We start from the raw sequence: 25996 nt of genomic DNA on the forward strand, positions 1-25996 counted from the left end.
GATCGGCCGGTCGCCCTACGGCGACCGGCCGATCCGTGCGTACGGGAGACGGCCGACCTGCGGCGGAGCCCGGTCTACCGCGACCGCTCCCCTTTCGGGCGACGGGCGCGGCGCTCCCTTGTGACGGCCACCCGACGGTACGGACGCTGGTTCCCGGGCGCCCGTCGTCGGGTGCCCCGCCCGCGCGTGGTCGGGTGCCCCGCCCCGGCGCGGGCGGCGTGCCGGCCGCCCGCCCGTCATCGAGGAGGTGCCGTCTTGACGCCCTGCCGTATCCCCCCGGACCACGACCCCGACGTCATCAGGACCGTCCACCGGGTCGGCCTCACCCTCGGCGTGTCGGACAAGGTCATGCTGGCCGCGTTCGAAGCCGGCTGGGTCGAGTCGCACATGAACAACCTGGACTGCGGCGACAAGGACTCGCTCGGCGTCTTCCAGCAGCGCCCCAGCCAGGGGTGGGGCACGCCCGAGCAGATCAGGGACGTGCCCTACGCGGCCGAGCGGTTCTTCCGCGGCGCGATGGGCGTCGAGCGGCGGTCACCCGGCCTGTCCGCCGGCCGCACCGCCCAGGAGGTGCAGCGGTCGGCGCACCCGGACCGCTACGACGCGGCGGAGGGCAAGGCGAGGGCCCTCCTCCGCGAGGCCGAGGCGGCGGCCGCAGCCGCGCCCCCGCGGGTCGGGGCGGCCGGGATCCCCGCGCCGACCGAGCCGGCACCACCACGGGCCGTACCCGCGCAGGCCATCCCTCCGTCGGCCGGGCAGGCGCGGCGGGCCGGGCAGGCGCGCGGCAGGTCGGCCGACGGGGCCGCGGCGGGGCAGTGACCCGGCGCGCACCGGCCCGGCCGCCTTCCGGCACCTGACCGCCCGGAACACCACCGGCGGCGTCCGGTGTACGGCGGCCCCGCCGTACACCGGTCACGTCCGATCAGGGCATGCCGGTGCGGGGTCCCGGTGCGGGGTCCCGGCGACCGCGACCGCCGCGCGGGGACGCGCGAAGCGGCCCCCTCGCGTCGACGGCGACCCGGGTGGAGCCGGTCGGTGCCCGAGAATCGACCGGCTCACTTGGGTGGGGCGGTTGCCCGTGGACGGCGCGCGGAGGGGACGCGGTGCGCCGGGCGCCGCTCGTCGTCTCCAGCCGGGCGGACGGGGCTCAGGGAGGGCGCGGGCCATCCCGGTGCAGGTCGAATCGTTTCAGCAGGGAAGCGGTGGCCACACTCGGTCGATCACAACCGAGTCGAGTCCCAAGTGGCCACCGAAGGAAGACCGATTGGCCCGATAGTCCGACTAGGCCTTGCAGGGTTGTGATTCCGCCTGACCGTGCGGATAGCTGGTGGTCGGGGCGACCACCCCGGTCGTGGAGCCTGATGGGCCCACCACCGGGTCGGCCCCCACGGCACAGCCGCCACCCCCCGCCCGGGTGGGTGGCGAACCGACCGGAGGAATAGTCATGAAGAAGGCGTACGAGGCTCCGACCCTGGCCCGGCTGGGCAGCTTCCGCAAGACGACGGGGCTCCTGCAGCGCTCCGGCAACGACCGGCTGATCTTCAGCAAGAACTGACGCTCCCGACCTGACGTCATGACGGAACTGCACGAAAGTGCGGGGACGGGCCACGGCGGCGCGCACTTCGCGGTCTTCACCGACCGCGCGGACGCGGCCGCCGCGGCCCGCTCCTTCCGACGCCCCGGGACCCGCGTCCTGGCCCACGCCTCCGGGAGGCCCTGGCTGATCGGCCGGTGGGACGACGACGAACTCGTCACCGCCCGCGCCGGCTCCGCCGCGCTCGCCCTGGTCGGCACCTGCCCCGTCGACGCCGCCGAGGTGCGCCGGGTCGCCGGCCGCCTGCGCGACCTGGCCGACCTGGACGCCTGGGTACGGTCCCTGCCCGGCAGCTTCCACCTGGTCGCCGCGCTCGACGGCCGGACCAGGGTGCAGGGCACCGCGTCCGGCCTCCGCCTCGTCCACCACGCCGACCTCGGCGGGGTGACGGTCGCCGCCACCCGCGCCGACTGGCTCGCCGCCGCCCTGGGCCGCGCGCCCGACCGCGCGCAGCTGGCCGTACGGCTGCTGTGGCCGGTGCCGCACCCACTGTCCGAGGCCTCCCTCTGGGAGGGGGTCCACGCGGTCCCGCCGGACGAGGCGCTCGTCGTCGCGGCGGACGGGCGCGGGGTGCGCCGCTCGCGGTGGTGGATGCCCCCGGAGCCGGTCCAGGCCCTGGCGGAGGGGGCCCCGCGGGTACGACAGGCCCTCGCCGAGGCCGTGGACGCCCGCACCCGGGGCGGCGGCGTCGTCAGCTGCGACCTGTCGGGCGGGCTGGACTCCACCTCCGTCTGCTTCCTCGCCGACCGGTCACCGGCCCGTGTGGTGGCGAGCACCTGGCCGGGCCGCGACCCTGCCGACACCGACCTGGAGTGGGCCCGCCGGGCCGCCCGCGCCCTGCCCGACGTGGAGCACGTCGTGTGGGACGCCGACGCCTCGCCACTCGTCTACGACGACCTGCTCGGCATCGACGATCTCCTGGACGAGCCGACGATCGGGGTCATGGACCGGTCGCGCGTCCTGCACCACCTGCCCGGCATGGCGCGCCGGGGCAGCCGCATCCACCTGACGGGCATCGGCGGGGACCACGTCGCCTGGTGCTCGGAGGCGTACTATCACCGGCTCGCCCGGACACGGCCGTTGTTCGCCCTGCGGCAGCTGCGCGGCTTCCGCGCCCTGTGGCAGTGGCCGCTCGGCGGGACACTGCGGGCGCTGGCCGACAACCGGCCGTACGGCAGGTGGCTCCGCGACTGCACGGTCGACCTGCGCGGGGCGCGGCCCGCCACCGTCACCACCAGCCTCGGCTGGGGCATGCCTCCCCGCCTGTTCGACTGGGTCACGTCGGACGCCGCGGAGCTGGCGGGGCGGGCACTGCGCGACGCGGCCGCCGGGGCCCGGCCCCTGCACCCGGACCGCGGTCTCCACACCGACCTGGAGCAGATCCGCGGCTGCACCCGCATCATCCGCCAGTGGGACCACATGGCCGCCCGGACGGGGCTGCCCATGGCGTCCCCCTTCCTGGACGACCGGGTCATCGAGGCCTGCCTCGCGGTGCGCCCCGCCGAGCGGGTCTCCCCGTGGCGGTACAAGCCCCTGCTCACCGCGGCGATGCGCGGGATCGTGCCGGAGGAGTGCCTGCGGCGCACCGACAAGGCCGCCGCCTCCATGGACGCGGCGGACGGGCTGCGGGAGCACCGCGCCGACCTCATGGCCCTGTGGGAGGACTCCCGGCTGGAGCGGCTGGGGCTCGTCGACGGCGTGGCCCTGCGCCGTCTCGCCCAGCGTCCCTCCACGCCGGAGCTGCACGACGGGGTCCTCTACCCGACCATCGCGGCGGAGGTGTGGCTCCGCGGCCTCGAACCGGCCCGCGACGGCACGGCCCCCGCCCGCCCCTGACCCCTTCCCACCCCCGGCCGGCTCTCCCCCGGCCGGCTCCCCCCGCATCTCCCCCTCCGATCGGCCCCGCCGGCCCAGCCCGCCCCGGCCACCCCCGGCGCCCGGCCCTTCCGGCGCCGCCCGGCGCCCACCACCAGAAAGGACCCTCGCATGGCACTGCGGTTCTCGGCGGACGTGTCCACCGCGAAGACGGACTACGGCACCGTCCTCCTGGACGAACGCGGCGGTGAGTACTGGGAGCTGAACCCGAGCGCGACCCTGGTGGTCGGCGTCCTGATGTCGGGTGGTGACGAGGACGCCGCCGCGGCGGCGCTGGTCGCGGAGTTCGACGTCGATCCGCAGGGCGCCGCGCGGGACGTCGCGGCCCTCGTCGGGGAGCTGCGGGCCGCGGGGCTGGCCGCATGACGACACCGTCCGCGCTCGAACGGCCCGAGGGCGTACCGTTCGCCCGGCGGTGCGCCGCCCGGCTGGTGCTGCTGCCCGCCCTCGCCCTCTCCCTCCTGCCGCCCCGCCGGATCCGCGGCGTCCTCGACCTGTTGCGGCGGGGCGCCGCGCCGGCGAGCGCGGCGCAGGCGGCGGACGCCCGTGACGCGGTGTGCGCGGTGAGCCTGCGCTGCGCCGGCCCCAAGGGCTGCCTGCCGCGGTCCCTCGGCGCGGCGCTGCTCTGCCGGCTCGGCGGCACGTGGCCCACGTGGTGCACCGGTGTGCGCGTCGTCCCCCCGTTCACGGCCCACGCCTGGGTCGAGGCGGAGGGGCGTCCCGTGGGCGAGGACGCGCCGGACGACTACTTCACGCGTCTGATGGCGATCGGTCCCGCCCCCCGGCCGCCCCGCCGGTGAGCGCCGCGCACGGCCCCGCGACCCCGACGGCACCACAGGGGCGACGGCGACGGCCGCGGGGGCGACGTCCACGTGGACGTCCATCGCCACCCTGTACGGCCTCACGGTCGGGCACCGCCGCGCCATCGCCCTGGCTGTCGTCCTCAGCCTCGCGGCGGCGGCCCTCGGACTCACCCAGCCGCTGCTCGCCCGGGAGGCCGTCGAACGGGGTGCCGGGGGGCGGGCGTTCGGGTCGGTCCTGCTGCTCCTGGCCGCCGTGTTCGCCGCGGAGGCCTCGACGGGCGCCGTCGGCCGCTACCTCCTGGAGCGCACGGGCGAGGGCGTGGTCCGCCGGCTGCGCCACGGGCTGGTCGACCGGTTCCTGCGGCTGGAGGTGCGCGAGTACCACCGGCACCGCGCCGGTGACCTGACCTCCCGCGTCACCGCCGACACGACCGTCCTGCGCGAGGTCGTCTCGCAGGCGCTCGTCGACCTGGTCACGGGGGCACTGGTCGCGGCCGGGGCCATCGCGCTCATGGCGTGGCTCGACCCGCTGCTGCTCCTCGTGGCGTTGACGGTGGTGGTGGCCTCGATGCTGGTCGCCTCGATGCTGAAGGGGATCCGCGCGGCGTCGGCGCACACACAGGACTCGGTCGGCGCGGTCGCCGCGGAACTGGAACGGGCCCTGGGTGCCCTGCCCCTGGTGCGGGTGCACCGTGCCGAGGAGCGCGAGGCGGCCGCCATCGGGACTCCAGCGCGGTGCCGGCGCCCACGCGCGGGTACGGCAGGCCCTGGGCCTGCCGGCGGAGCCACCGGACCCCCCCGCCCAGGTCCTCGACGCCGCCCCTGCCCCCGCCACGGCCACGGCGGCCACTCACGGTCCCGGTGCCACGCCCGCCACGGCGTCCGCCGCCCCCCGCGTCCCCGCCTCCGCCCGGCGGGCGGACGCTACCGGTGCGGCGGCACCCGTACTCGCCCTGCACGACGTGCACTTCGCGTACACGTCGGGCCGGCCCGTCCTGCGCGGGGTGTCGCTGACGGTGCCGTCCCGGCGCCAGGTGGCCCTGGTCGGTACCTCGGGTGCGGGCAAGAGCACCCTGTTCGCCCTGGTGGCGCGGTTCTATGAGCCGGACGCGGGGACCCTGTCGTTCGACGGTGTGCCCGCGGCGGAGCTGGGCCGATCCGACTGCCGCGCGCGCATCGCGGTCGTCGACCAGAACACCCGCGTGGTCCACGGCACCCTGTGGGACAACATCACGTACGGCGCCCCCGACGCCGGCGAGGCCGAGGTCCGCCGCGTCGTCGACCTGGCCCGGCTCGGTGCCGTCGTCGAGCGGCTCCCCGGCGGTCTGCGCGGAGCGGTCGGCGAGCGCGGCGCGACCCTGTCGGGGGGCGAGCGCCAACGCGTCGCCCTCGCGCGGGCGCTGCTCACGCGCCCCTCCTGCTCTTGCCGCGCAGGTGCTCCGACCGGCGGTGGTGGCGGGCGCCTCCCTCGGTACCCCCACCGGCCGGGGCGGAACAGGCGACTTCCGTTCATTGCGCCCCTAAAGGGGCGCCATCGCGTAGCGAAACAGGGCGAAACAGGCGCTTTTTCCTCCCATTCGAGCTGGGTGTCCGCTCAGGTGGGCACCGCTTGAAAGGTCAAAGTGCTGTCGGGTTAGCATATGAGCACCGCCTAGCTCGAAAGATGAACCTGTGACTGTCAATGAGGACTCGTTCACCAGCTGGAAGAACCGCGAGGAGATCGCGGAGTCGATGATCCCGATCATCGGGAAGCTGCACAGGGAGCGGGACGTCACGGTCCTGCTCCACAGCCGCTCCCTGGTGAACAAGTCGGTGGTCAGCATCCTCAAGACCCACCGGTTCGCCCGGCAGATCGCCGGTGAGGAGCTCTCGGTCACCGAGACGATGCCCTTCCTGCGGGCCCTCACCACGCTCGACCTCGGCCCGTCCCAGATCGACATCGGCATGCTCGCGGCGACCTACCGGACCGACGACCGCGGCCTGTCCGTCGAGGAGTTCACCGCCGAGGCCGTGGCCGGCGCGACCGGCGCCGACAAGATCGAGCGCAGCGAGCCCCGCGACGTGGTCCTCTACGGCTTCGGCCGCATCGGCCGCCTCGTCGCGCGCCTCCTCATCGAGAAGGCCGGCTCCGGCAACGGCCTGCGCCTGCGCGCCATCGTGGTCCGCCGGGGCGGCGAGCAGGACATCGTCAAGCGCGCCTCGCTGCTGCGGCGCGACTCGATCCACGGCCAGTTCCAGGGCACGATCACCGTCGACGAGGCGAACAGCACGATCGTCGCCAACGGCAACGCCATCAAGGTGATCTACGCGGGCGACCCGTCGGAGATCGACTACACGGCGTACGGCATCAAGAACGCCATCCTCATCGACAACACCGGCAAGTGGCGCGACCGCGAGGGCCTGTCGCAGCACCTGCGACCCGGCATCGACAAGGTCGTCCTGACCGCCCCGGGCAAGGGCGACGTCCCGAACATCGTCCACGGCGTCAACCACGACACCATCAAGCCGGACGAGCAGGTCCTGTCCTGCGCCTCCTGCACCACCAACGCGATCGTCCCGCCGCTCAAGGCGATGGCGGACGAGTACGGCGTCCTGCGCGGGCACGTGGAGACCGTCCACTCGTTCACCAACGACCAGAACCTGCTGGACAACTACCACAAGGCGGACCGCCGGGGCCGCTCCGCGCCGCTCAACATGGTCATCACCGAGACCGGCGCCGCCTCCGCCGTCGCCAAGGCGCTGCCGGAGCTGAAGGCGCCGATCACCGGCAGCTCCATCCGCGTCCCGGTGCCGGACGTGTCGATCGCCATCCTCAGCCTCCGGCTGGGCCGCGAGACCACCCGCGAGGAGGTCCTCGACTACCTCCGCAACGTCTCGCTGACGTCGCCGCTGAAGCGTCAGATCGACTTCACCACCGCCCCCGACGCGGTGTCGAGCGACTTCATCGGATCGCGCCACGCCTCGATCGTCGACGCCGGCGCCACCAAGGTCGACGGCGACAACGCCATCCTCTACCTGTGGTACGACAACGAGTTCGGCTACTCGTGCCAGGTGATCCGCGTCGTGCAGCACGTCTCCGGGGTGGAGTACCCGACGTACCCGGCGCCCGCAGTCTGACACGGCGTCACCACCTCCCGGCCCGCGTCGCGCGGCCGGGGCGGCGGTGGGGCGGCGGCCGGTCGACCCGGCTCCCCCCACTCCCCCGCCCCGCCCGCTCGGCGCGGGCCGTCGGCGTGCCGACCCGAGCGGACGGCCCGAGCCGGCGGGGGCCCGAGCGCGGCCTTCCGGACCCGACGGCCCGAGCGCGGCGGGGCCTGCGTGACGGCGGCCGCGTGCGGCGGCGGCCCCGGCACGGCGGCTCCGAGCGGCGCTGCCCGTGCCGGGCGGGTGCCGGGCCGGGCGGGGCGGGTGCCGGGCCGGGCGGGGCGGGTGCCGGGCCGAGCGGCGGACCTGCCGCGCCGGAGTTACCTTGGCAGTGCGACCGTGCGCACGCCCCGCGCCCGCCCGGCCCCACGGGCCCCTCTCGTGGACGCTCACCCGACATGCCCTGCTCCGGAAGGGGCGAACGCCATGCGTGTCATCGCCTATTACCTGCACGAGGGGGAGGCCGCCGAGGCCGTGCGCGTGCTCCGCAACACCTCGGTCACCAGCGGTTTCGTCGTCGGCGACGCCGACGCGGACGACCTGCCGCGGCTCGCCGCGGCAGGCCTGCTGGTCGACCCGCTCGACCCGGGCCCCGCTGCCGTACCGCCCTCCCCCGCCCGCGCCACGCTCCGCGCCCACGACACCGGAACCGGGGCCGGGGCCGACGCGCGGGAGGGCAGTGGACCCGAACCGCTCCCCCCGGAGCCCGGGGTGTCCGCGCAGTGGGTGCTGCACCTGGGCGAACCGCTGCTGGAGGAGTACCGCGCCGGGATCGTCAGCCAGGGCGTGGTCCTGCTGCGCGCCCTGCCCGGCGGCGCCTACCTCGTCACGGCCACCCCCGAGCAGGCCGAGGACGTCCTGAACCTGCCCTACGTCAGATCCGTACGGCACCACGACCCCGACGCGGCGGCCCCGCTGCGGTTGTCGGCCGGGGAGCTCACCGAGGTGGAGACGGAAGGTCACGGCACGACGGCCCTGCGCACCTGGGACCTGGTGACGGCCGACGCCGACGCCCGCGCGGGCGTACGCGCCTGGCTGCTGGCGCGCGCCGACGCGCACGGACCGGAGATCGTCGCCGAGGGCGGGCGCCGCCTGCGCGTCCGGCTCCCCGCCGGATCGCCGCTGGAGGAGGAGGTCGCCCGGGTCCCGGGAGTCCTGGCCGTGACCGAGTACGTGGAGCCGAAGCTCTTCAACGACGTCGCCCGCGCACTGCTCGGCGTGACGCCGGCGGAGGCGGCGGGCGGCCTGCCGCTGACGGGCCGGGGCGAGGTCGTCGCCGTGGCCGACACCGGCTTCGACACCACGCACCCCGACTTCGACGGCCGCGTGGTCGGCACGGCCGCCCTGGGCCGCCCCGGCGACTCCTCCGACCCCCACGGACACGGCACGCACGTGGCGGGGTCCGTCCTCGGCGACGGCAGCGCCTCCCAGGGCGCCTTCCGGGGCGTCGCGCCGGAGGCGAAGCTGTACTTCCAGTCGGTGCAGGACCGGCACGGCGGCCTCGGCGGTCTGCCGGCCTCGCTGGAGGACCTGTTCGAGCCCGCCTACCAGGCCGGGGCCCGCGTCCACAACGACAGTTGGGGCGCCGCCACCGAGGCCGCGTACACCGCCAACTCCGACGACGTCGACGCCTACGTGCGGCGGCGGCCCGACATGCTCGTCGTGATCGCCGCGGGGAACGAGGGCACGGCGGCGGCCCGCCTCCACGCGCAGGAGGGGTTCGTCGACTGGCTGTCGCTGGGCTCGCCCGGGTCGAGCAAGAACGCCCTGACGGTCGGCGCCGCGCGCACCAGCCGCGCCGACGGGCCCGGTGGGGACCTCACCTGGGGCGAATGGGACCGGGGCACGCCCTTCCCCGACGACCCGATCGCCGGCGAGCGGGTCTCGGGCGACCCCGAGGCGCTGGCCGCGTTCAGCAGCCGCGGCCCGTGCGACGACTGGCGCGTGAAGCCCGACGTGGTGGCGCCCGGCACGGACATCCTGTCGACGCGCGCCGCCGGCGCCCCCCGGCAGAGCTTCTGGGGCCTCCACGACAACCCCCGGTACGCCTTCATGGGCGGCACCAGCATGGCCACCCCGCTCGTCGCGGGCTGCGCCGCGCTGGTGCGCGAGTACTACGTGCGGGAGCGGGGCACCAGCCCCAGCGCCGCCCTGGTGAAGGCCACGCTGATCAACGGCGCCCGGCGGCTCACCGCGCCGGACGCCACGGCCCCGGACCCCCACTTCCACCAGGGGTTCGGCGCGGTGCACCTGCCGTCCACCCTGCCGAACCCGGCCGTCCCGGACCTGGTGCTCGACTTCGCCGACACCTGGCAGACCCCCGCACGGCAGCTCGCCCGGACCGGTGACGTCAGCCGCTTCACGGTGGAGGTGGCGGCCGGCGCACCCCTGCGGCTCTGCCTGGCGTACACGGACCTGCCGGGCCGGTCCCTGCAGAACGACCTCAGCGTGCTGGTGGAGACGCCCGACGGCGTCCGGCACGCCGGGAACGACACCCTGCCCAACCGGCTTCTGCAGACGGACAGCACGAACAACGTCGAGGTCGTCCGCCTCCCGGACGCCCCGCAGGGCCGGTACCTGATCCAGGTGTTCGCCCGCAATCTGCTGGAGGGCCCGCAGGACTTCGCCCTGGTGGTGACGGGCAGGCTGACCGGCCCCCTGCGGCGCACGACCGGCTGAACCGCGTCCTGGACGGCGAGCGGGTGGCCGGGGACCGGGCGCGATCGCGGCGCGCCCGTGCGCCCCGCCAACGCCGTCCCGCCCGTCCCGCCCGTCCCGGGGCACCGGCCACGGGGCACCGGCTACAGGGTGCGGGCCACGGGGTGCGGGCGCTCGGGGCACCCGGTCCCGGGGCGGAAGCGACGGCGCCGGGCCCCCGGGGGCAGGGGCCGGAGCCCCCGCCGTTTCAGCCCGCCTCGTCGGGTGGTTCCGGTGCCGCCGCCGGGTCCTCCCAGGGCGGGGGCGTGCGGCCGTCGGTCCAGGCGGCGAGGGCCTCCCCGTCCACGCAGACGATGCCGATCGTCTCGGCGTACTCGACGGCCGGCGCCGTGAACGTGCTGGTCGTCACGACGACCGCGACCTCCGCCCCGTGGACGGCGAAGCAGGTGCCACCGAAGCGCTGGAGGTCCTGCGAGCCGACGGGATTGTCGGCGGCGTACTGCTTGCACTGGACGATCAGCCGGCGGCCGTCGGGTGCCGTCGCCACGACGTCGGCACCCAGGTCGCCCGGGCCGCCGGACACCTCCGTCCGCGTGCAGCCGTCCCGTACGCACAGCGCGGCCACCGTGTGCTCGAAGCCGTACGCGTCGACCTCCTCGTGGTCGACGCTGTCGCCGTCCAGCCGGGGTACCGGCGGGGCCGGCGCGGCGCCTTCGACGGGGAGCACCGCCGTGACCTCGTCGGGGCCCGGGGGCGGGGCCTGCGCCGGGATCGCCGCCCGGCCGGGGGCGCGGCGCGTGGCGGCCCGGCCCGCCACGACGGCCGCGAGGACCACCATGACGAGCAGCAGGACGGGGCCGAACGCCCCGTCGGGCACGTGCCACACGGTGCGCACCAGCAACGCCAGCCCGCCGACGGCCACCCCGACCAGCCCCAGGGCGAGCACCACGTCCCGCCAGCCGGCCCGCCGTGCCCCCGGCACCCTCGGCGCCCTCCGCGCTCTCGGCACCCTCTGGGCTCTCGGCGCCCTCGGCGCCCTCGTCGTCCTCTGCGGTACGGTCACGCGGCACCCCCTCCCTGACACCCCGTCTGGCCCCGCCGCCCGGCGCCAAACCCCGCGGCCCGAACCGGCTCCCGCCCGGACCGGCTCCGGCCCGGCGGCCCGCGGGCACCGACACGCGTGCGCCGGGCCGCCGTCGCGAGGACGGCGGCCCGGCGAGGAGCGCGGGACGGGTCAGCAGTGACCGACGGCCGTCTGGTTGGCCACGAGCGACGAGTGGACGTAGCCGGTGCCCTTGTGGCTGCTCACCCGGAACCAGCGGTTCGACGCGTAGTTCGCGCTGGGCGGGTAGACCCACTGGCTGTCGAGCCAGCACTGCATGGACACGCCGGTGCCGTTGGTGAGGTAGCCGAGGGAGCCGCAGGAGGTGGAGGCGCAGGTGCGGAGGTTGGCGCCGCCGCTGTTGGAGGAGATGTGGCTGCCGGCCGCTTCGGCCGTACCCGCGCCGACGGTGAGGGCTGTCAGGGCGACGGCCGCCGCCGTGGCCAGTCCGGCACGGGTCCGCAGGAGGGTGGGTGTCCGCATGGTGGTGTCCTTCCGATCGGTGTGCGCCCCGGTGGCGCCCCATCAGGAAGTCACCCGGGTGGGGCACTCGGGAAGGGGAGACCCGCAGGTCGGACGGGTCCGTACGGCGGTCCGTACAACTCCGTACGGCCGAGCGGCGGGCCGGCGCGGCGGGACTGGGCGCTGGTGCGCGGCGAGCGGGTGTCCCGGGCCACCCTGGTCCGGTTCGTCCGCAGCGCGGCGGAGCTGCGCCGACTGCTGGAGGGGGCGGGGTTCGCCCGGGTCGAACTTCTTCGGCGGCTTCGACGGCCGGCCCTACGACCAGGACGCCGAGCGGCTCGTGGTGCGGTGCGGGCAGGCTGACGGATCGGCGGGGCGCACGGTTCCGGCCGTGCGCCCTTTCGTCCCTGACGTGGCGAATCGTAGGATCATCTGGTCATCACCGCGACGGGAGACAGGAAGCCGGTGCGATTCCGGCACGGTCCCGCCACTGTGACCGGGGAGTGGACCCCACCGGAAGGCCACTGCGCACGCGCGGGAAGGCCGGGGGAACGTCGATCCGGGAGTCAGGACACTGGCCTGTCGCGGGCCCGATCCGAGGAGCGCGGACTCCGCAGGAGGCTTCACGTGTACGACGGCTCGTCCCGTCCCCCCTTCCCCACCCCTGCCCGGGCGCGCGGGCGCGCCCTGGGCGCGGCGGCCCTGGCCGCCGTCCTCTCCGCGACCCTGCTGTCCGGCTGCGGCACCTCGCGCGGCGCGGACGACGGCCGCCCGTCCGCGGCGGCGCGGCCCGCGAAGGGCTTCCCCGTCACCGTCGACAACTGCGGCACGCGCACGACGTACGACAGGCCGCCGGAGCGGGTGGTCACCATCCACCAGCACCCGGCCGAACTGCTGCTGGCCCTCGGTCTGAAGGACCGCATGGTGGGCACCGCCTTCCCCGACTCGGCGGTCCTGCCCCAGTACCGGAAGGACTTCGCGGCCGTCCCCCGACTCGCGGAGAAGGAGCCGTCCTTCGAGACGGTCCTCGACGCCGAACCGGACCTCGTGTACGGCGGCTACGCCAGCGCGTTCGACGACAAGGCGGGCCGCTCCCGGGCGGCGTTCCGGGACGCGGGGATCGACACGTACCTGAACCGCGAGTACTGCGGCGGCAGGAGCGTGTCCATGCGGGACACGTACGAGGAGATCCGTACCCTCGGCTCGATCTTCGGCGTGCCGGAGCGGGCCGACGCGCTCGTCGCCGACCTCCGCTCGCGCATCGACGAGGCGACGCGGGCGGTGAAGGGCGCCCCGCAGGTCCCGGTGTTCGTCTACGACAGCGGCGACAAGGCGGCGTTCACGGCCGGCGGCAAGGGGCTCGGCACCGAGATCATCCGGCTGGCCGGCGGCCGGAACGTCTTCGCGGACCTCGACGAGGTCTTCGGCGACGTGTCGTGGGAGCAGGTCGTCGCGCGCAAGCCCGAGGTCATCGCGATCTACGACTACGCGGGCGCGGGCGGCGTCGAGCAGAAGAAGCGGTTCCTGCTGGCGCAACCGGCGCTCGCCGACGTGCCCGCGATCAGGAACAAGCGGTTCGTGGTGCTGCCGCTGACGGCGACGCTCGTCGGCGTCCGCCCGCCGTACGCGGTCGGGGACCTGGCCAAGGCCCTGCACCCCGAGCGGTTCCGGTGACGGCCACCGCCCCCGCCGCCCCCGCCGACCGCACCGACCCCGGCCCCCGGGGCCGGGCGGGCGGCGGCGGGCCCCGCCGTGCCTCGTTCGCCTTCACCCTCGTCCTCCTCGGCGTCCTGCTGGTGGTCTCCGCGACGGCGGGCATGGCCATCGGCTCGGTGCGCGTGCCGCCGGGCGAGGTGTGGGGCATCGTGACGCACGCGCTGGGCGCGGACTGGTCCGAGCCGACGTGGTCGCGGGCGCGCGAGACGATCGTGCTCGACGTGCGGGCGCCACGCGTACTGCTCGGCGTGGTCACGGGCGCGGGTCTCGCGGTGGTGGGCGCCGCCCTGCAGGCACTGGTGCGCAACCCGCTCGCCGAGCCGTACCTGCTGGGCGTGTCGTCCGGGGCGGCGCTCGGCGCCGTCAGCGTCATCGTCCTCGGCCTCGGCGTCTTCGGGGCGCTGTCCCTGTCGGTCGCCGCCTTCGCCGGCGCCCTGCTCGCCCTGCTCGTCGTGTACGCCACCGCCCGCGCGGGCGGGCGGATCACCTCCGTGCGGCTGGTGCTGTCCGGCGTGGCCGTCGCCGCGGTCCTCACGGCGGTCGTGGACCTGCTGCTGCTCACCTCCGGCACCGGCGACCAGGCCCGCGCGGTCCTCGCCTGGACGCTCGGCGGGCTCGGCGGCGTCCGGTGGGCCGGCCTGTGGCTGCCCGCGGCGGCGCTGCTGCTGGGGATCGGCGTGCTGCTGGTCCAGGCGCGGTCGCTGAACCTGCTGCTGTCGGGCGAGGAGGCCGCCGCGACGATGGGCCTGGACGTGGCCCGGTTCCGGGCCCGGATGTTCGTGCTGCTCTCCCTGGTGACGGGGGTCATGGTGGCGGCGACCGGACCGATCGGCTTCGTCGGGCTGATGCTGCCGCACATGGTGCGGGTCCTCGTCGGCGGCGACCACCGCCGGGTCCTGCCGACGGCCGCGCTGGGCGGGGCGGTCTTCCTCGTCTGGGCGGACATCGCGGCGCGGACCGTGGCCGCGCCCATGGAGATCCCCGTCGGCATCCTCACGGCCCTGTGCGGCGGGCCGTTCTTCCTGTGGCTGATGCGGCGCGACGCCCGGCGCGCCAGCGACCGGGGAGTGGTGGGATGACCACCGCGACAGAGCTCTCCGTCGAGGGAGTCACGCTCACCGCCGGCGCCCACCGGCTCGTGCGGGACGTCTCCCTCACGGCCCGCCCGGGCGAGGTGGTCGGGCTGGTCGGCCCCAACGGCAGCGGCAAGTCCAGCCTGCTGCGGGCCGTCTACCGGGTCCTGCGCCCCGACGCGGGACTGGTCCGCGTCGACGGCGCCGACGCCTGGCGCCTGCCGCCCCGGCGCCTCGCCCGGACGCTGGCGGCCGTCGTGCAGCAGTCCGCCGCGGACTTCGACCTGTCCGTGCGGGACGTCGTCGCGATGGGGAGGACCCCGCACAAGCGGCTGCTCGACGGCGACGACGCCGAGGACGTCCGGCTGGTCGAGGCGGCGCTCGCGGCGGTGGACGCCGTCGACTTCGCCGACCGGTCCTTCGACCGGCTGTCGGGCGGTGAGCGCCAGCGGGTGCTGATCGCGCGGGCCCTGGCCCAGCAGCCGTCCCTGCTGGTCCTCGACGAGCCCACCAACCACCTCGACGTCCGGCACCAGTTGGACGTGCTCGGCCTGCTCAGGCGGCTGCCCGCGACGGTCCTGGTGGCCCTGCACGACCTGAACCTCGCCGCGTACCACTGCGACCGCCTGTACGTGCTGCGCGACGGCGAGGTCACCGCCGCCGGAACACCGGTCGACGTGCTCACGCCGCACCTGCTGGCCGAGGTGTACGGCGTGAGCGCCGAGGTCGAGGTCCATCCGCGCACGGGGGCGCCGCACGTGACCTTCCTCCCGGACGCACCACCGGCACCGGCGGCACCGGCGGCACCCGTACGGGAGCACGCCGGGTCGTGAGGCCCGCCCGCGGGGGCGCCGTCCGGGTCACTGGGGGGCCGGTGCGGGGACGTGCGGCCCGCCCCGGACAGGAAAGGGCCGCCGCACCGCCGACGGCCGTACCGGGCGTAGGCAGCGGGCCGCCGGCGGGTACCGCGCCGACAGGGACGGCGCGGTGTGGGAGCCGGGCGCCACGGTCACGGGCCCGTGGTCGCGACGGCCCGCAGCCGGCTGTCCGGCGTCGACGACCGGGCACCTCGATGAGGCCGGGCGTGTCCTTCCCGACCGGATCCGGGAGCGCCCCGGGCGCACGCCGCGAACGCACGACCCGGGCGCGCGCACCGGCGCCGGCCCCGGCGGTCGGCCGGACGGAGGCGCGCGGGGGGCCGGCGGTGGCACACTGTGCGGGTCCCGGCGAAGGAGAACCGCATGTCCATGGTCGGCAGCCTGCGCAAGGTCGCCCGCCTCGCCCGCGGCGGGCGGCGAGTCGACCTCAGCCACCCCGCCCGGTCGCCGCTCGGCAGCAGCGTCGTCAACTGCGTCGTCTACCGGGGCGGGGTGCGGCAGGAGTGCGCGGAGGGCGTCGGGGAGGCCGTACGGCGGGTGCGGAAGCAGGGTGACGGATTCGTGTGGCTGGGTCTGCACGAACCGACCACGGAGCAGATCGCGGACGTCGCCGAGCTGTTCGGCCTGCACCCGCTCGCCGTCGAGGACGCCGTGCACGCCCACCAGCGGCCCAAGGTGGAGCAGTACGAGGACGTGCTGTTCGCCGTCTTCAAGACCGTCACCTACGTCGAGCACGAGGCGCTCAGCGCCGTGAGCGAGGTGGTCGACACGGGCGAGCTCATGGTCTTCACGGGCCCCGATTTCGTCGTCACGGTCCGGCACGGCCGCCACGGCTCGCTGGGGCCGCTGCGCGAGACCCTGGAGGCCCTCCCCGAGCAGCTGGCCAAGGGGCCTTCGGCGGTGCTGCACGCGATCGCGGACCACGTCGTCGACGAGTACCTGGCCACCGCCGACGCCGTGCAGAGCGACATCGACCAGGTGGAGATCGACGTGTTCGCGCCGCGCGGGTCGAAGCCCGTCGACCCGGGCCGCATCTACCAGCTGAAGCGGGAACTGCTGGAGCTGAAGCGGGCCGTGGTCCCCCTCGGCCGTCCGCTGCACCTGCTGTCGACGGGCACGAGCCGGGTGGTCGACCCGGAGATACGCGCGTACTTCCGTGACGTCGCGGACCACCTGGCCCGCGTCACCGAGCAGATCCAGGGCTTCGACGGCCTGGTCGACTCCATCCTCCAGGCGCACCTCGCGCAGGTGACCGTCGCGCAGAACGAGGACATGCGCAGGATCACCGCCTGGGCCGCGATCATCGCCGTCCCCACCATGGTCTGCGGGGTGTACGGGATGAACTTCACGCACATGCCGGAGCTGCGCTGGCGGTTCGGCTACCCCCTGACGCTCGCCGTGATCACGGCGGCCTGCGTCCTCATCCACCGCGGTTTCCGGCGCAACGGCTGGCTGTGACACCGGTGCCCGTTTCCGCGCCGCCGGCGGGGGCAGGCGACCCCGGGAGGATGAAATGAACACACGCATGTTCTCGCTGCCCGGCCGCATGTCGGCGCGCGGCGCGGCGAACAGTTCGGCGGTCGGTGTCGCGGCGCGGTGGGGGCTCGCCGCCAGGGGTGTTCTCTACGTACTCATAGGGCTGCTCGCCGTGCGGATCGCGTTCGGCGAGGGTGACCAGCAGGCGGACCGGGGTGGTGCGCTCGCCGAGCTGTCGAAGCAGCCCATGGGCTCGCCGCTGCTGTGGGCCGTCGGCATCGGCCTGGTGGGCATGGCGCTGTGGCGGCTCTCGGAGGCCCTGTTCGGCGCCGCGGGCGAAGGCGGGCACAAGGCGCGCAAACGCCTCATGTCCGCCGTCCGCTGCGTCTTCTACGGGTTCGTCGCCTACTCGGTGCTGGCGTTCGCCGGTGGGGAGGGCGGCAGCGGGAGCGGCTCGGGCGACCAGCAGTCCGAGGACGTCACCGCGCGGGCGATGGAGCTGCCCGGCGGCCGGTGGATCGTGGGCCTGGTCGGGGTCGGTATCGTCGTCGTCGGCGTCTGGATGGCCGTCCGGGCGGCGCTGCGCAAGTACCGCAAGCACCTGAAGGTCGGCACGATGTCGCGGCGGGCCCGTCAGTTCACGGACGTGACCGGGGTGGGCGGCGGTGTCGCGCGCGGCGCCGTGTTCGCGGTGGTCGGCGTCTTCGTGGTGCGCGCCGCCCTGACCTACGAGCCGGACGAGGCGAAGGGGCTGGACGACGCGTTGCGGTCCTTCGCCGCGACTCCGGTCGGCCCGTGGCTGCTGGTACTGGTCGCGTCGGGGCTCACGCTGTTCGGGCTGTTCTCCTTCGCGATGGCGCGGTGGCGCCGCGTGTGACCCGCGGTCCACGCCGCACACGACACCGCACGTGGCACCGCGTGCGCCGCGTGGGTCAGGGGCCCGGCCGTCGATACGGCCGGGCCCCTGACCCGTCCCCCGCCCCCCGCCCTGGCGCGGCGGGCCGGGCTCACTCCCCGCCCGTGACCTTGTCCATCAGCCCGCTGTAGGCCAGCTGCAGGGCGTCCGCGCCGGCCAGGGACGCCATGACGGCCGTGACGGTGCGGGTCGCCCGCGGCCACACGCAGCGGCCGGCGGTGAGCGCGGTACCGACCCACAGGCTCATGCAGAACGGGCAGGTCAGCAGCTCCCCCACGGTGTGCCGGTGCCCCTCGCGCGACTCCTCGCTCACCTCGGCGGGCCCCTGCGGGCCCTGGTAGGTGGTGAACGGCGCTCGCAGCGGACTGGTGACCGCCCCCTTCGTCACCAGCCTGCTGAACCGGAACGTGGCGACCGCGGTCAGGGCGACGTCCATGGCGTCGTGCCGCTCGGGCAGCCGGCCGCGGCACCGGATCAGCGCGGCCCATGCCCCGGCGTACGCCGCGTAGCCGGCCATCGCGGCCGCGTATCCGCCGAGCGGCCGCTCGGCGTCTCCCTCGTAGGTCTCCCGGATGCCTTCGTCTGCTCCCACCAGCGCCCCTCTCCTCGTTCGGGCGGCGGGTTGTCCGCGCGCCCTCTCCGTGCTCGTCCCGGCCCGTCACGGACCGGTACGGACGGCGGCCCGGCCCGCACCCCCGCGCCCCCGGCACGGACACGGTCCGGACGGGGACGGGACGGGAAGCGGTACGCCGCCTGCCCCTCCCCGGTGCCCATGGCGCCCGGGCACAAACGGAACCGGTGCGCCCGTCCCCCCAGGGCGTGACCGCGACGGCCACGCCGTCCCCGCTGGGCGGCTCCGGGGAGGGGCGACCTTCGGGCCGTCGCCGTCGCCGGCGCCGGGTCAGCGGAGGGCCGACCAGGTCCCCGCGCAGAGGGCGGCGGCGGTGAGGAGGGTGGCGGCGCCGGCGCACAGGAGGCGCCGGCGCAGGCGGTCGTAGTGCGCGGCGTACTCCTCGCGCAGCTCCCCGCAGCGGGCGGTGGTCCTCCCCAGCAGCCGGGCCGACGACTCGACGCGGTCCTCGGCGTAGAGCCGGGCGACCTCCTCGTGCTGGGCGGCGGTCAGCCACGGCATGCGGCGCGCGAACGCCTCGCCCTCCGCGCGGGCCTCCCGCGAGTGCGTCCGGTGGAGCGGGCGGCCTGCGCGGCGCGCGGCCCGGTGTGCGGTCACGGCCGTTCGTCGCGGTCGTCGTCGGTCAGGGGCGCCACGCCCATCCCCGGTTCGACGACGTCCCGGCGTCCGCCGGTGTCGGCCTTCACCAGCTGGGAGATCGCCGGGTGGTGCAGGTCGAAGGCGGGGGACTCGGAGCGGATCTGCGGGATGGTGACGAAGTTGTGGCGCGGTGGCGGGCAGGAGGTGGCCCATTCGAGGGAGCGGCCGTATCCCCAGGGGTCGTCGACGTCGATCCGCTTGCCGACCTTGGCGGTCTTCCACACGTTGTAGAGGAACGGCAGCGTGGAGAGGCCGAGGAGGAACGCGCCGACGGACGACAGGGTGTTGAGGGCGGTGAAGCCGTCGGCGGCGAGGTAGTCGGCGTACCGGCGGGGCATGCCCTCCGCGCCGAGCCAGTGCTGCACGAGGAAGGTGAGGTGGAAGCCGATGAACAGGGTCCAGAAGTGGATCTTGCCGAGGCGTTCGTCGAGCATCGTGCCGGTCATCTTCGGCCACCAGAAGTGGAAGCCCGCGAACATCGCGAACACGATCGTCCCGAAGAGGACGTAGTGGAAGTGCGCCACCACGAAGTACGAGTCCGTGACGTGCCAGTCCAGGGGCGGGGAGCCGAGGATGACACCCGTCAGGCCGCCGAAGAGGAACGTGACGAGGAAGCCCACCGACCACAGCATCGGTGTCTCGAAGCTGAGTGACCCCTTCCACATGGTGCCGATCCAGTTGAAGAACTTCACCCCCGTGGGGACCGCGATGAGGAACGTCATGAAGGAGAAGAACGGCAGCAGCACCGCACCGGTGGCGAACATGTGGTGCGCCCACACCGTCGCCGAGAGGCCCGTGATGGCGATGGTGGCCCCCACCAGCCCGATGTAGCCGAACAGCGGCTTGCGGCAGAAGACCGGGATGACCTCGCTGACCACGCCGAAGAACGGCAGCGCCAGGATGTACACCTCCGGGTGCCCGAAGAACCAGAACAGGTGCTGCCACAGCAGCGCCCCGCCGTTCTCCGGGTCGAACACCTGCGCCCCGAACCGCCGGTCCGCCTCCAGGGCGAACAGCGCGGCGGCGAGGACGGGGAAGGCCAGCAGCACGAGGACCGACGTGAGCAGGACGTTCCAGGTGAAGATCGGCATCCGGAACATCGTCATGCCGGGCGCCCGCATGCAGATGATCGTCGTCATGAAGTTGACCGCGCCCAGGATCGTGCCGAAGCCGGCCAGGGCGAGACCCATGATCCACATGTCGCCGCCCACGTACGGCGTGCGCTCCCCGCCGCTCAGCGGGGTGTAGGCGGTCCAGCCGAAGTCCGCCGTGCCCTGGGGGGTGAGGAGACCGGCGACGACGATGAGGCCGCCGAAGAGGAACAGCCAGTACGAGAACATGTTGAGCCGCGGGAAGGCGACGTCGGGCGACCCGATCTGCAGCGGCATGATCGCGTTGGCGAAGCCGGCGAAGGTCGGCGTCGCGAACAGCAGCAGCATGACCGTGCCGTGCAGCGTGAACGCCTGGTTGTACTGCTCCGCCGAGACGAGCTGCAGACCCGGGCGCGCCAGCTCCGCGCGCAGCACCAGAGCCAGCAGGCCGCCGAAGAGGAAGAACGCGAACGACGTGATCAGGTAGAGGTGACCGATCTTCTTGTGGTCGGTCGTCGTCAGCCAGTCCACGACGACGCGCCCCCACCCCCTCCCCTTCACGGGGACCAGCGTGGTGGGCTCGGTGGTCATGGTCATGCGGGACCTCATCCGGGCGGGGGCGGGGGCGGGGCACGGGACGCGGGACGCGGGGCCGTCTCCGACGGGGCGCGCCAGGGACAAGTTACGGACCATCGCCCTCCCCGGCGCGGTGGACGAGCCGTTTCGGGCACAAGACATCTCATGCGACTGCACGGATGCGGGCGGACCGCTCCCTGCGAAGGGCCCTCGCCCTGGCCCGGCCGGTGGCGGTGTACCACTGGACCGCGAGGGTGACGGCGAGGGCCACCTCGACCAGGTCGCCGCCGTAGTACATGAGCTGCGCCCCGGTGCGCAGGTCCGCCAGGGCGTAGGCGGTACCGGGCGGCGGGGCGGCGTACAGGCTCTTGGCGAGCACCGCGTGGGCGCCGCCGGCGGCCAGCAGCGTGCCGCCGCGCAGGGCGAGGCCCCAGGGGCGGCGTACCGGTTCGAGCCGGCAGACGGCCAGCGTGAACAGCATCCCGGCCGCCAGGACGTGGACGTGCACGAGGACGTGCGGCAGCGTCTCGCGCTGGGTGGTGGCGAACAGGTCCGTGCGGTAGAGCACCCACAGTCCGCCGACGTCCAGGAGGGCCGTCGCCGGGGGGAGGAGCAGCAGGCCGGCCGGCCCCGAGTGGAGCAGGGCGAGCAGGCGGCGCCGGGCCGGGCCCGGCGGCAGGACGCGCAGGGCGAGCGTGAAGGGACGGGCGAGGACGAACAGCAGCGGGGCCGCCATCCCGACGACCAGGTGCTGGGTCATGTGGGCCGTGAACGGACCGCCCGGCAGGCCGCCCACGGCCGCCCACGCGAGGGCGGCGCCGCCGCAGGCGAACCACGCGTCCCGCGCCCGAGGCCAGGCATCCCCGCGGCGCCGCAACCGGGCGGCGGCCCACAGGTACGCGACGGTGGCCAGCACCGCGGCGGCGGCCGTCAGCTGCTCCGCGAGGCCGGGGCCGGCGTGGACGGCGACCGGACCGGTGTGGCCGTGCAGCGGCGTCACGCGCCCCCTCCCCTACGGTCCGCGCCGCCGTCCGCGCCGCCGTCCGGGTGACGGTCGAGACGGTGGTCGAGGCGGCGGGCGCGGAGGGCGAGGCCGGCGCCGACCAGGAGCAGGAGCAGGCCGCCGAGGTTCCAGGCCCAGTCGTAGGGGGCGGTGTCCACGCCGTAGCGGATCTGGTGCACGCGCAGCACCTTGTGGTCCACGATCCCGTCGAACAGTTGGAATCCGCCCAGGCCGAGGAAGAACCCGGACCAGGCGTACGGGCGGGCCAGCGCGCCGCGGCGGCGCAGGTCGGCGAGGAGGAAGAAGCCCGCGACGAGGGCGAGCAGTTCCGCCGTGTGGAGCAGTCCGTCGGAGAGCAGGCCGATCCGGGGCGTGGAGCGGTCGTAGAAGTGGTGCCAGGCCAGGATCTGGTGGAAGACGATCTCGTCCACGGCCGCCATGACGGCCGCTCCGACGACCGCGCAGACGGCCGTCGACGCGCGGGGCCGCGGGGGCTCCCGGCGGGTGGCGGGGGAAGGGACCTGCCGGCTCATGGAGCCTGCCTTTCTGTCTGCCCGGTGGGGCGCGCCGGACGGGCGGGGAGGGGCGTGTGCCCCGGGGCATGTACCCGGCCGGGAACCGTTCGAGCGGTGGCCGTGCGCGGCCGTGCCCGGGGCGGTCGCCGGCCCGGGTGTGCGGCCGTCCGGGTGGCACGCGGCGGCCCGCCGGGGCGCACGGCACGCGGGTGGCTAGGGATCGTCATGCCCCGGCGTCTGTGCTGTTCCGCCGGCGCGTTTCGGGGTACCCAGCCGTGAACCCCCGACGAGGAGGCGTGGATGACGTTCAATCCCCTGCAACAGCGTGGTATCCCGCTGGACCGCCAGCTGCGGAACTGGCGGGAGCTGAACGTGAGCCCCATCGACCCCGACCACTGCGACCCGTACACGCGGTGCCGCATCATCACGATGAACGGGATCGAGGTCGAGGCGATCCTCTTCAGCCACCAGCTGGCGCGCAACACCGTCGACCCGGAGGTCAAGCGCCAGTTGGCGCGGACCCGCTACATCGAGGCGCAGCAGCAGAAGGTGGTGAACTGGCTCCTGCCCGGTGTGTCGTCGGTGCTGGAGACGACCATCGCGTACGAGCAGGTCGCCGTGGACCTCACCGCGTGGGTGGCCCGGATGGAGCCGGACCCGTACCTGAAGCAGGCGTACCAGTTCGGTGTCCTGGAGGACTTCGACCACCTGTACCGGTACGCGAACCTGTACGAGATGATCGAGCACCGCAAGGCCGAGTCGATCGTCGACGGCCTCACCGAGGTCATCCCGGGCCGGCCGACGAAGTACCACCACCGCCACCCGTTCGACAACGTGCGCGACCCCTACGACCGAGAGGCCACCAGCCCGCTGTCGAAGCTGCACGCCCTGACGATCCTGTCGGCCGAGCAGCAGACGATGAACTTCTACATGAACACCGGCCCCACCTACATGGAGCCCATCGCCCGCCAGCTGTACCAGGAGATCGGGCTCATCGAGGAGGAGCACGTCACGCACTACGAGTCCCTGGTGGACCCGGGCGAGACGTGGTGGGAGCAGCTGGTCAACCACGAGTACAACGAGTGCTACCTGTACTACTCGTTCATGGAGCAGGAGAGCGACCCGAAGGTCAAGGCCATCTGGGAGCTGCACCTCAACATGGAGCTGGAGCACCTGCACCTGGCGTGCGACCTGATGCGCCGCCACGACGGGCGCGACCCGGAGTCGGTGCTGGCGCCGGAGCTGCCGAACGTCCTGACGTTCGAACCGAACAAGGCGTACCTGCGCGAGCTGCTCGACACCCAGATGGACCTGACGACGCTGGGCGCCGGCTACGTCCGGGAGGCGCACGAGCGGTTCGAGCAGATGCAGGCGGGGATCCACGGCGGCGAGGAGCCGCCGAGCGAGCGGGTCATCACGCAGCACGACGAGATGTTCGGTCGTGAGTACCGCGTCCAGACGGAGGGCGAGCACCCCGACCCCGCGATGCGCGAGAAGTAGGAGGCCGGCATGGACCGGATCGAGACCCCGCACGCCGGGGACGACCACGCCGTCGACGACGACGTGGTGTCCCTGCTGATGCGGCAGCACGGGGACATCCGCAACCTCTTCGACGAGGTCGAGCGGACCGACGGCGACGAGCGGCGCGACGCGTTCCGCCGGCTGGTGCGCCTCCTCGCGGTGCACGAGACCGCGGAGGAGGAGGTCGTGCACCCCTTCGCGCGCCGCAACCTCCCGGGCGGCGAGGAGGTCGTGGAGGACCGGCTCGCCGAGGAGCGGGCGGCCAAGGAGACGCTGTCCGCGCTGGACGACATGGACACCGACGACCCGAAGTTCCTGCCGCGGCTCCTGGAACTGCGCCGCGACGTGCAGGAGCACGCGCGGTCGGAGGAGCGGTACGAGTTCACGCACATCCGGCGCGGCGCGGACGCGGCGGCGCTGGCCTCCATGGCGAAGGGGGTCAAGGCCGCGGAGGCCATGGCGCCCACCCGGCCGCACCCGGGGGTGCAGTCGGCCGCGGCGAATATGGCGCTCGGCCCGGTCGCCGCGGTGATGGACCGGACGAGGGACGCGGTGCGCGCGGCCATGGGCAAGGACGGCGGCAAGCAGGGCTGACCCGCCGGACGCCTCGGGCGGACGTCGTGCGCGAACCTCGGGCGGACGCCGTACGCGAAGAGGGCGCCGGTCCGTGGCGGAACCCCGGGTTCCGCCACGGACCGGCGTCCTTGGCGTGCACCGGTCCGTGGCCGCCGCGCGTGGGGCGGCCGGCCGGCTCAGTGCTCCCGCTGCTGGTCCGGCTCGGGGTCGTCCCCGACCGCCGGGCGGTACAGCAGGAGGGAGACGACGGACAGGACGACCAGGACCGTCCCGGCCGCCACGTCGAAGACGTGCGCGCCGTCGGCGAAGACGACGGTGTCCTGCAGGGCCAGCAGCCAGGGCGAGCCGATCAGCCAGGCGCCGGCCGCCAGCATCGCCAGGTCGGACCAGCGGCCGAGGTGCCACCGGAGACGGGCCATCGCCACGAAGACGACGACCATGCCGACCGCCAGCTCGTTGCGGTGGGCGTCCTTGGCGGTGTCGGGTTCGCCGGCCACCCAGGGGGCGACGAACAGGGCGATCGCGACGAGCCCCATCAGCAGGCTGATGATCTGGTCGCGCTGCCCTTCCCGCAGTATCCGGCGGGCGGCCGGCGCCGAGGGCTGCCGGCCTCCCGCGGCCGAAGCCGGCGTCGGCGTCCGCGTCGACGTCGCCGCCACCGTTGCTGCCGCTTTGCGTTCCATGCCGCACCGGGTAGCCCTTCCCGCGGCGGGGAAACACCCCTCCCCGCCGGGGCCCTGCCGGGCGGCCCCGGGCCCGCTCAGGCGGCCCGGTGGCGTCCGGCGCGGGACCCGGCGTAGGCGGCCTGCCGCAGCGGGCCCAGGCGGGCGCTCGGGCGGAGTCCCGGGGCGGTGTGCCGGTAGGGGTCGTAGCCGGGGGACGTGCCCGTCCAGGGCAGGCGCGGGGTGAGGACGAGGACGCCGACCGGCCGCCACGGCTGGCCGCGCGCGGCGACGCACAGGTCGAGGACCACGTCGGTGCGGAGCAGGTGCCGTCGCAGGGCCGGCAGCCCGCCGCGCACCGCGTGGTGCGGATCGCGGGGCACGGCGGCCAGCCAGCAGGTGCGGGGGCCGACCCGGTAGGCGGTGAGCGTCCCGTACGGCCCGGCCAGCGGACGGCGGCGTGGGAGGGGGACGTGACGCAGCAGCCGCCCGCCGCCGCTGGTGGTGAGCAGCAGGTCCCACGGCCGTCCCGGGCCGCCCGCGTCCTCCACGCGCAGCGCCAGGCCGAAGCCGTCGGGGAGGGCCTGCGGCAGGCCGAGCGCGCGCGACCAGCGGGCGGTCACCTCGTACGTGCCCGGGTCGTCGAGGAGCGGCACGCCCCACGCGCGGTGGGGCGAGCCGGGGACCGTCAGGACGGCGGAGCAGACGAGGCCGTCCGGGTGCAGCGCGGGGGCGCGCCGCAGCCGTGCGAGGTTCCGGGCCGCGGCCTGCGCGAGCCGGAGCGACGCCGCCGCCGCGGCGTCCCTGGCGGCCGGGGGTGCGGGGAGTCGTCGCACGCGCCGCCCCCTCACCGGCCGCACTCCGCGCCGCGGGGCGGCGGACGGTCGGGCGCCGGCCCGCCGCGGTGCGGCGGTCCGGCGTCCGGGCCGCGCCCGGGCCGGAGCGCGGCGTGGCGCCGTCCGGGGCCGGTGCCGACGCTTCCCTCGGCCGGTGTCGTGACGACGGGTCCGGCGGGGCCGGCGGGGAGCCCCTGCCGGCGTGCTCGTTGCCTCATGGCGCCACGGGTACCCGGCCCGGCCCCGGAC

General features: G+C 75.0%; 25 protein-coding genes and 1 riboswitch. Of the genes, 16 read left to right on the top strand and 9 right to left on the bottom strand.

Annotated elements, in window-relative coordinates:
• Positions 1-255: 255 nt before the first annotated feature.
• From NRO40_RS02445 to NRO40_RS02480, 9 genes are all read left to right on the top strand, one after another.
• Positions 256-819 (top strand): hypothetical protein, encoded by a 564-nt coding sequence (locus tag NRO40_RS02445; protein WP_058940298.1) that lies wholly within the window; start codon positions 256-258, stop codon positions 817-819.
• Positions 820-1444: 625 nt separating this feature from the next.
• Positions 1445-1555 (top strand): keywimysin-related RiPP, encoded by a 111-nt coding sequence (locus tag NRO40_RS02450; protein ID WP_107114980.1) that lies wholly within the window; start codon positions 1445-1447, stop codon positions 1553-1555.
• A gap of 18 nt (positions 1556-1573) precedes the next feature.
• Positions 1574-3430, top strand: coding sequence for a lasso peptide isopeptide bond-forming cyclase (locus NRO40_RS02455; RefSeq protein ID WP_058940299.1), 1857 nt, complete (start codon positions 1574-1576; stop codon positions 3428-3430).
• 150 nt (positions 3431-3580) lie between these two features.
• On the top strand, positions 3581-3835 hold the full coding sequence (locus NRO40_RS02460; protein WP_058940300.1) for a lasso peptide biosynthesis PqqD family chaperone: 255 nt from the start codon (positions 3581-3583) through the stop codon (positions 3833-3835).
• Positions 3832-4269 (top strand): lasso peptide biosynthesis B2 protein, encoded by a 438-nt coding sequence (locus NRO40_RS02465; RefSeq protein WP_058940301.1) that lies wholly within the window; start codon positions 3832-3834, stop codon positions 4267-4269. Before NRO40_RS02460 ends, NRO40_RS02465 begins: the two co-directional genes overlap by 4 nt.
• A 181-nt stretch (positions 4270-4450) precedes the next feature.
• Entirely contained in the window at positions 4451-5374 is a 924-nt protein-coding gene (locus NRO40_RS02470) for an ABC transporter transmembrane domain-containing protein (RefSeq protein ID WP_306674898.1), read from the top strand.
• Positions 5277-5885 carry an ATP-binding cassette domain-containing protein gene (locus NRO40_RS30505; protein ID WP_306674851.1) on the top strand — a complete coding sequence of 203 codons (609 nt, stop codon included), beginning with the start codon at positions 5277-5279 and terminating at the stop codon, positions 5883-5885. Before NRO40_RS02470 ends, NRO40_RS30505 begins: the two co-directional genes overlap by 98 nt.
• 58 nt (positions 5886-5943) lie before the next feature.
• A complete protein-coding gene (locus NRO40_RS02475; RefSeq protein ID WP_058940304.1) occupies positions 5944-7389 on the top strand; it encodes a glyceraldehyde-3-phosphate dehydrogenase in 1446 nt (481 codons plus the stop codon).
• A gap of 453 nt (positions 7390-7842) precedes the next feature.
• Entirely contained in the window at positions 7843-10095 is a 2253-nt protein-coding gene (locus tag NRO40_RS02480) for a S8 family serine peptidase (RefSeq protein ID WP_058940305.1), read from the top strand.
• A gap of 226 nt (positions 10096-10321) precedes the next feature.
• Here the strand turns inward: NRO40_RS02480 and NRO40_RS02485 are convergent, their stop codons facing one another.
• Positions 10322-11056 carry a restriction endonuclease gene (locus NRO40_RS02485; RefSeq protein ID WP_232790926.1) on the bottom strand — a complete coding sequence of 245 codons (735 nt, stop codon included), beginning with the start codon at positions 11054-11056 and terminating at the stop codon, positions 10322-10324.
• A 252-nt stretch (positions 11057-11308) separates the two neighbouring features.
• Positions 11309-11659, bottom strand: a complete 351-nt coding sequence (locus NRO40_RS02490) for an SH3 domain-containing protein (RefSeq protein ID WP_058940306.1) — start codon at positions 11657-11659, stop codon at positions 11309-11311.
• Between the two features lie 397 nt (positions 11660-12056).
• Positions 12057-12235, top strand: a riboswitch (cobalamin riboswitch).
• A gap of 30 nt (positions 12236-12265) precedes the next feature.
• Between NRO40_RS02490 and NRO40_RS02495 the strand changes: the two genes are divergently transcribed.
• The 5 genes from NRO40_RS02495 to NRO40_RS02515 all read left to right on the top strand — a co-directional run bounded on the left by NRO40_RS02495 (position 12266) and on the right by NRO40_RS02515 (position 17658).
• Positions 12266-13312, top strand: coding sequence for an ABC transporter substrate-binding protein (locus NRO40_RS02495; RefSeq protein ID WP_058940307.1), 1047 nt, complete (start codon positions 12266-12268; stop codon positions 13310-13312).
• Entirely contained in the window at positions 13309-14433 is a 1125-nt protein-coding gene (locus NRO40_RS02500) for a FecCD family ABC transporter permease (protein ID WP_058940308.1), read from the top strand. Before NRO40_RS02495 ends, NRO40_RS02500 begins: the two co-directional genes overlap by 4 nt.
• Positions 14430-15260 (top strand): ABC transporter ATP-binding protein, encoded by an 831-nt coding sequence (locus tag NRO40_RS02505; RefSeq protein ID WP_058940309.1) that lies wholly within the window; start codon positions 14430-14432, stop codon positions 15258-15260. The genes NRO40_RS02500 and NRO40_RS02505 overlap by 4 nt, the downstream gene beginning before the upstream one ends.
• A gap of 408 nt (positions 15261-15668) precedes the next feature.
• Positions 15669-16763, top strand: a complete 1095-nt coding sequence (locus NRO40_RS02510) for a magnesium and cobalt transport protein CorA (protein ID WP_058940310.1) — start codon at positions 15669-15671, stop codon at positions 16761-16763.
• Between the two features lie 55 nt (positions 16764-16818).
• On the top strand, positions 16819-17658 hold the full coding sequence (locus NRO40_RS02515) for a DUF1206 domain-containing protein (RefSeq protein ID WP_058940311.1): 840 nt from the start codon (positions 16819-16821) through the stop codon (positions 17656-17658).
• Positions 17659-17788: 130 nt separating this feature from the next.
• Here NRO40_RS02515 and NRO40_RS02520 read toward each other — a convergent pair whose 3' ends face one another.
• From NRO40_RS02520 to NRO40_RS02540, 5 genes are all read right to left on the bottom strand, one after another.
• Positions 17789-18289, bottom strand: a complete 501-nt coding sequence (locus tag NRO40_RS02520) for a DUF1360 domain-containing protein (protein ID WP_232790927.1) — start codon at positions 18287-18289, stop codon at positions 17789-17791.
• Between the two features lie 309 nt (positions 18290-18598).
• The gene (locus NRO40_RS02525; protein WP_058940313.1) at positions 18599-18925 is read right to left on the bottom strand and encodes a hypothetical protein; all 327 of its coding nucleotides are present in this window, start codon (positions 18923-18925) and stop codon (positions 18599-18601) included.
• Entirely contained in the window at positions 18922-20655 is a 1734-nt protein-coding gene (gene ctaD / locus NRO40_RS02530; RefSeq protein WP_058940314.1) for an aa3-type cytochrome oxidase subunit I, read from the bottom strand. The genes NRO40_RS02525 and ctaD overlap by 4 nt, the downstream gene beginning before the upstream one ends.
• Before the next feature lie 142 nt (positions 20656-20797).
• Positions 20798-21634 (bottom strand): cytochrome c oxidase assembly protein, encoded by an 837-nt coding sequence (locus NRO40_RS02535; protein WP_232790928.1) that lies wholly within the window; start codon positions 21632-21634, stop codon positions 20798-20800.
• A complete protein-coding gene (locus NRO40_RS02540; RefSeq protein ID WP_079046776.1) occupies positions 21631-22170 on the bottom strand; it encodes a DUF2243 domain-containing protein in 540 nt (179 codons plus the stop codon). The genes NRO40_RS02535 and NRO40_RS02540 overlap by 4 nt, the downstream gene beginning before the upstream one ends.
• Positions 22171-22452: 282 nt before the next feature.
• On the opposite strand from NRO40_RS02540, the gene NRO40_RS02545 reads away from it, so the two are divergent.
• Both NRO40_RS02545 and NRO40_RS02550 read left to right on the top strand, forming a co-directional pair.
• The gene (locus tag NRO40_RS02545) at positions 22453-23652 is read left to right on the top strand and encodes a hypothetical protein (RefSeq protein WP_058940315.1); all 1200 of its coding nucleotides are present in this window, start codon (positions 22453-22455) and stop codon (positions 23650-23652) included.
• A gap of 9 nt (positions 23653-23661) precedes the next feature.
• A complete protein-coding gene (locus NRO40_RS02550) occupies positions 23662-24267 on the top strand; it encodes a hemerythrin domain-containing protein (protein ID WP_058940316.1) in 606 nt (201 codons plus the stop codon).
• 158 nt (positions 24268-24425) lie between these two features.
• On the opposite strand, the gene NRO40_RS02555 is transcribed toward NRO40_RS02550, so the two are convergent.
• Together NRO40_RS02555 and NRO40_RS02560 are read right to left on the bottom strand one after the other, a co-directional pair.
• Positions 24426-24932: an SPW repeat domain-containing protein gene (locus NRO40_RS02555; RefSeq protein ID WP_107114981.1), complete on the bottom strand. Its 507-nt coding sequence runs from the start codon at positions 24930-24932 to the stop codon at positions 24426-24428.
• 77 nt (positions 24933-25009) lie between these two features.
• A complete protein-coding gene (locus tag NRO40_RS02560) occupies positions 25010-25747 on the bottom strand; it encodes a hypothetical protein (protein WP_058940318.1) in 738 nt (245 codons plus the stop codon).
• Positions 25748-25996: the final 249 nt, after the last annotated feature.

The organism is Streptomyces changanensis (assembly GCF_024600715.1).
In the GTDB taxonomy this organism is placed as follows: Bacteria; Actinomycetota; Actinomycetes; order Streptomycetales; family Streptomycetaceae; genus Streptomyces; species Streptomyces changanensis.

What these genes read in the sequence shown, in the direction of transcription:
- NRO40_RS02450 (WP_107114980.1), top strand. Translation starts at nt 1,445, where the DNA reads ATGAAGAAGGCGTACGAGGCTCCGACCCTGGCCCGGCTGGGCAGCTTC.
- NRO40_RS02455 (WP_058940299.1), top strand. Translation starts at nt 1,574, where the DNA reads ATGACGGAACTGCACGAAAGTGCGGGGACGGGCCACGGCGGCGCGCAC.
- NRO40_RS02460 (WP_058940300.1), top strand. Translation starts at nt 3,581, where the DNA reads ATGGCACTGCGGTTCTCGGCGGACGTGTCCACCGCGAAGACGGACTAC.
- NRO40_RS02465 (WP_058940301.1), top strand. Translation starts at nt 3,832, where the DNA reads ATGACGACACCGTCCGCGCTCGAACGGCCCGAGGGCGTACCGTTCGCC.
- NRO40_RS02480 (WP_058940305.1), top strand. Translation starts at nt 7,843, where the DNA reads ATGCGTGTCATCGCCTATTACCTGCACGAGGGGGAGGCCGCCGAGGCC.
- NRO40_RS02490 (WP_058940306.1), bottom strand. Translation starts at nt 11,659, where the DNA reads ATGCGGACACCCACCCTCCTGCGGACCCGTGCCGGACTGGCCACGGCG.
- NRO40_RS02505 (WP_058940309.1), top strand. Translation starts at nt 14,430, where the DNA reads ATGACCACCGCGACAGAGCTCTCCGTCGAGGGAGTCACGCTCACCGCC.
- NRO40_RS02510 (WP_058940310.1), top strand. Translation starts at nt 15,669, where the DNA reads ATGTCCATGGTCGGCAGCCTGCGCAAGGTCGCCCGCCTCGCCCGCGGC.
- NRO40_RS02515 (WP_058940311.1), top strand. Translation starts at nt 16,819, where the DNA reads ATGAACACACGCATGTTCTCGCTGCCCGGCCGCATGTCGGCGCGCGGC.
- ctaD (WP_058940314.1), bottom strand. Translation starts at nt 20,655, where the DNA reads ATGACCATGACCACCGAGCCCACCACGCTGGTCCCCGTGAAGGGGAGG.
- NRO40_RS02540 (WP_079046776.1), bottom strand. Translation starts at nt 22,170, where the DNA reads ATGAGCCGGCAGGTCCCTTCCCCCGCCACCCGCCGGGAGCCCCCGCGG.
- NRO40_RS02545 (WP_058940315.1), top strand. Translation starts at nt 22,453, where the DNA reads ATGACGTTCAATCCCCTGCAACAGCGTGGTATCCCGCTGGACCGCCAG.
- NRO40_RS02550 (WP_058940316.1), top strand. Translation starts at nt 23,662, where the DNA reads ATGGACCGGATCGAGACCCCGCACGCCGGGGACGACCACGCCGTCGAC.
- NRO40_RS02555 (WP_107114981.1), bottom strand. Translation starts at nt 24,932, where the DNA reads ATGGAACGCAAAGCGGCAGCAACGGTGGCGGCGACGTCGACGCGGACG.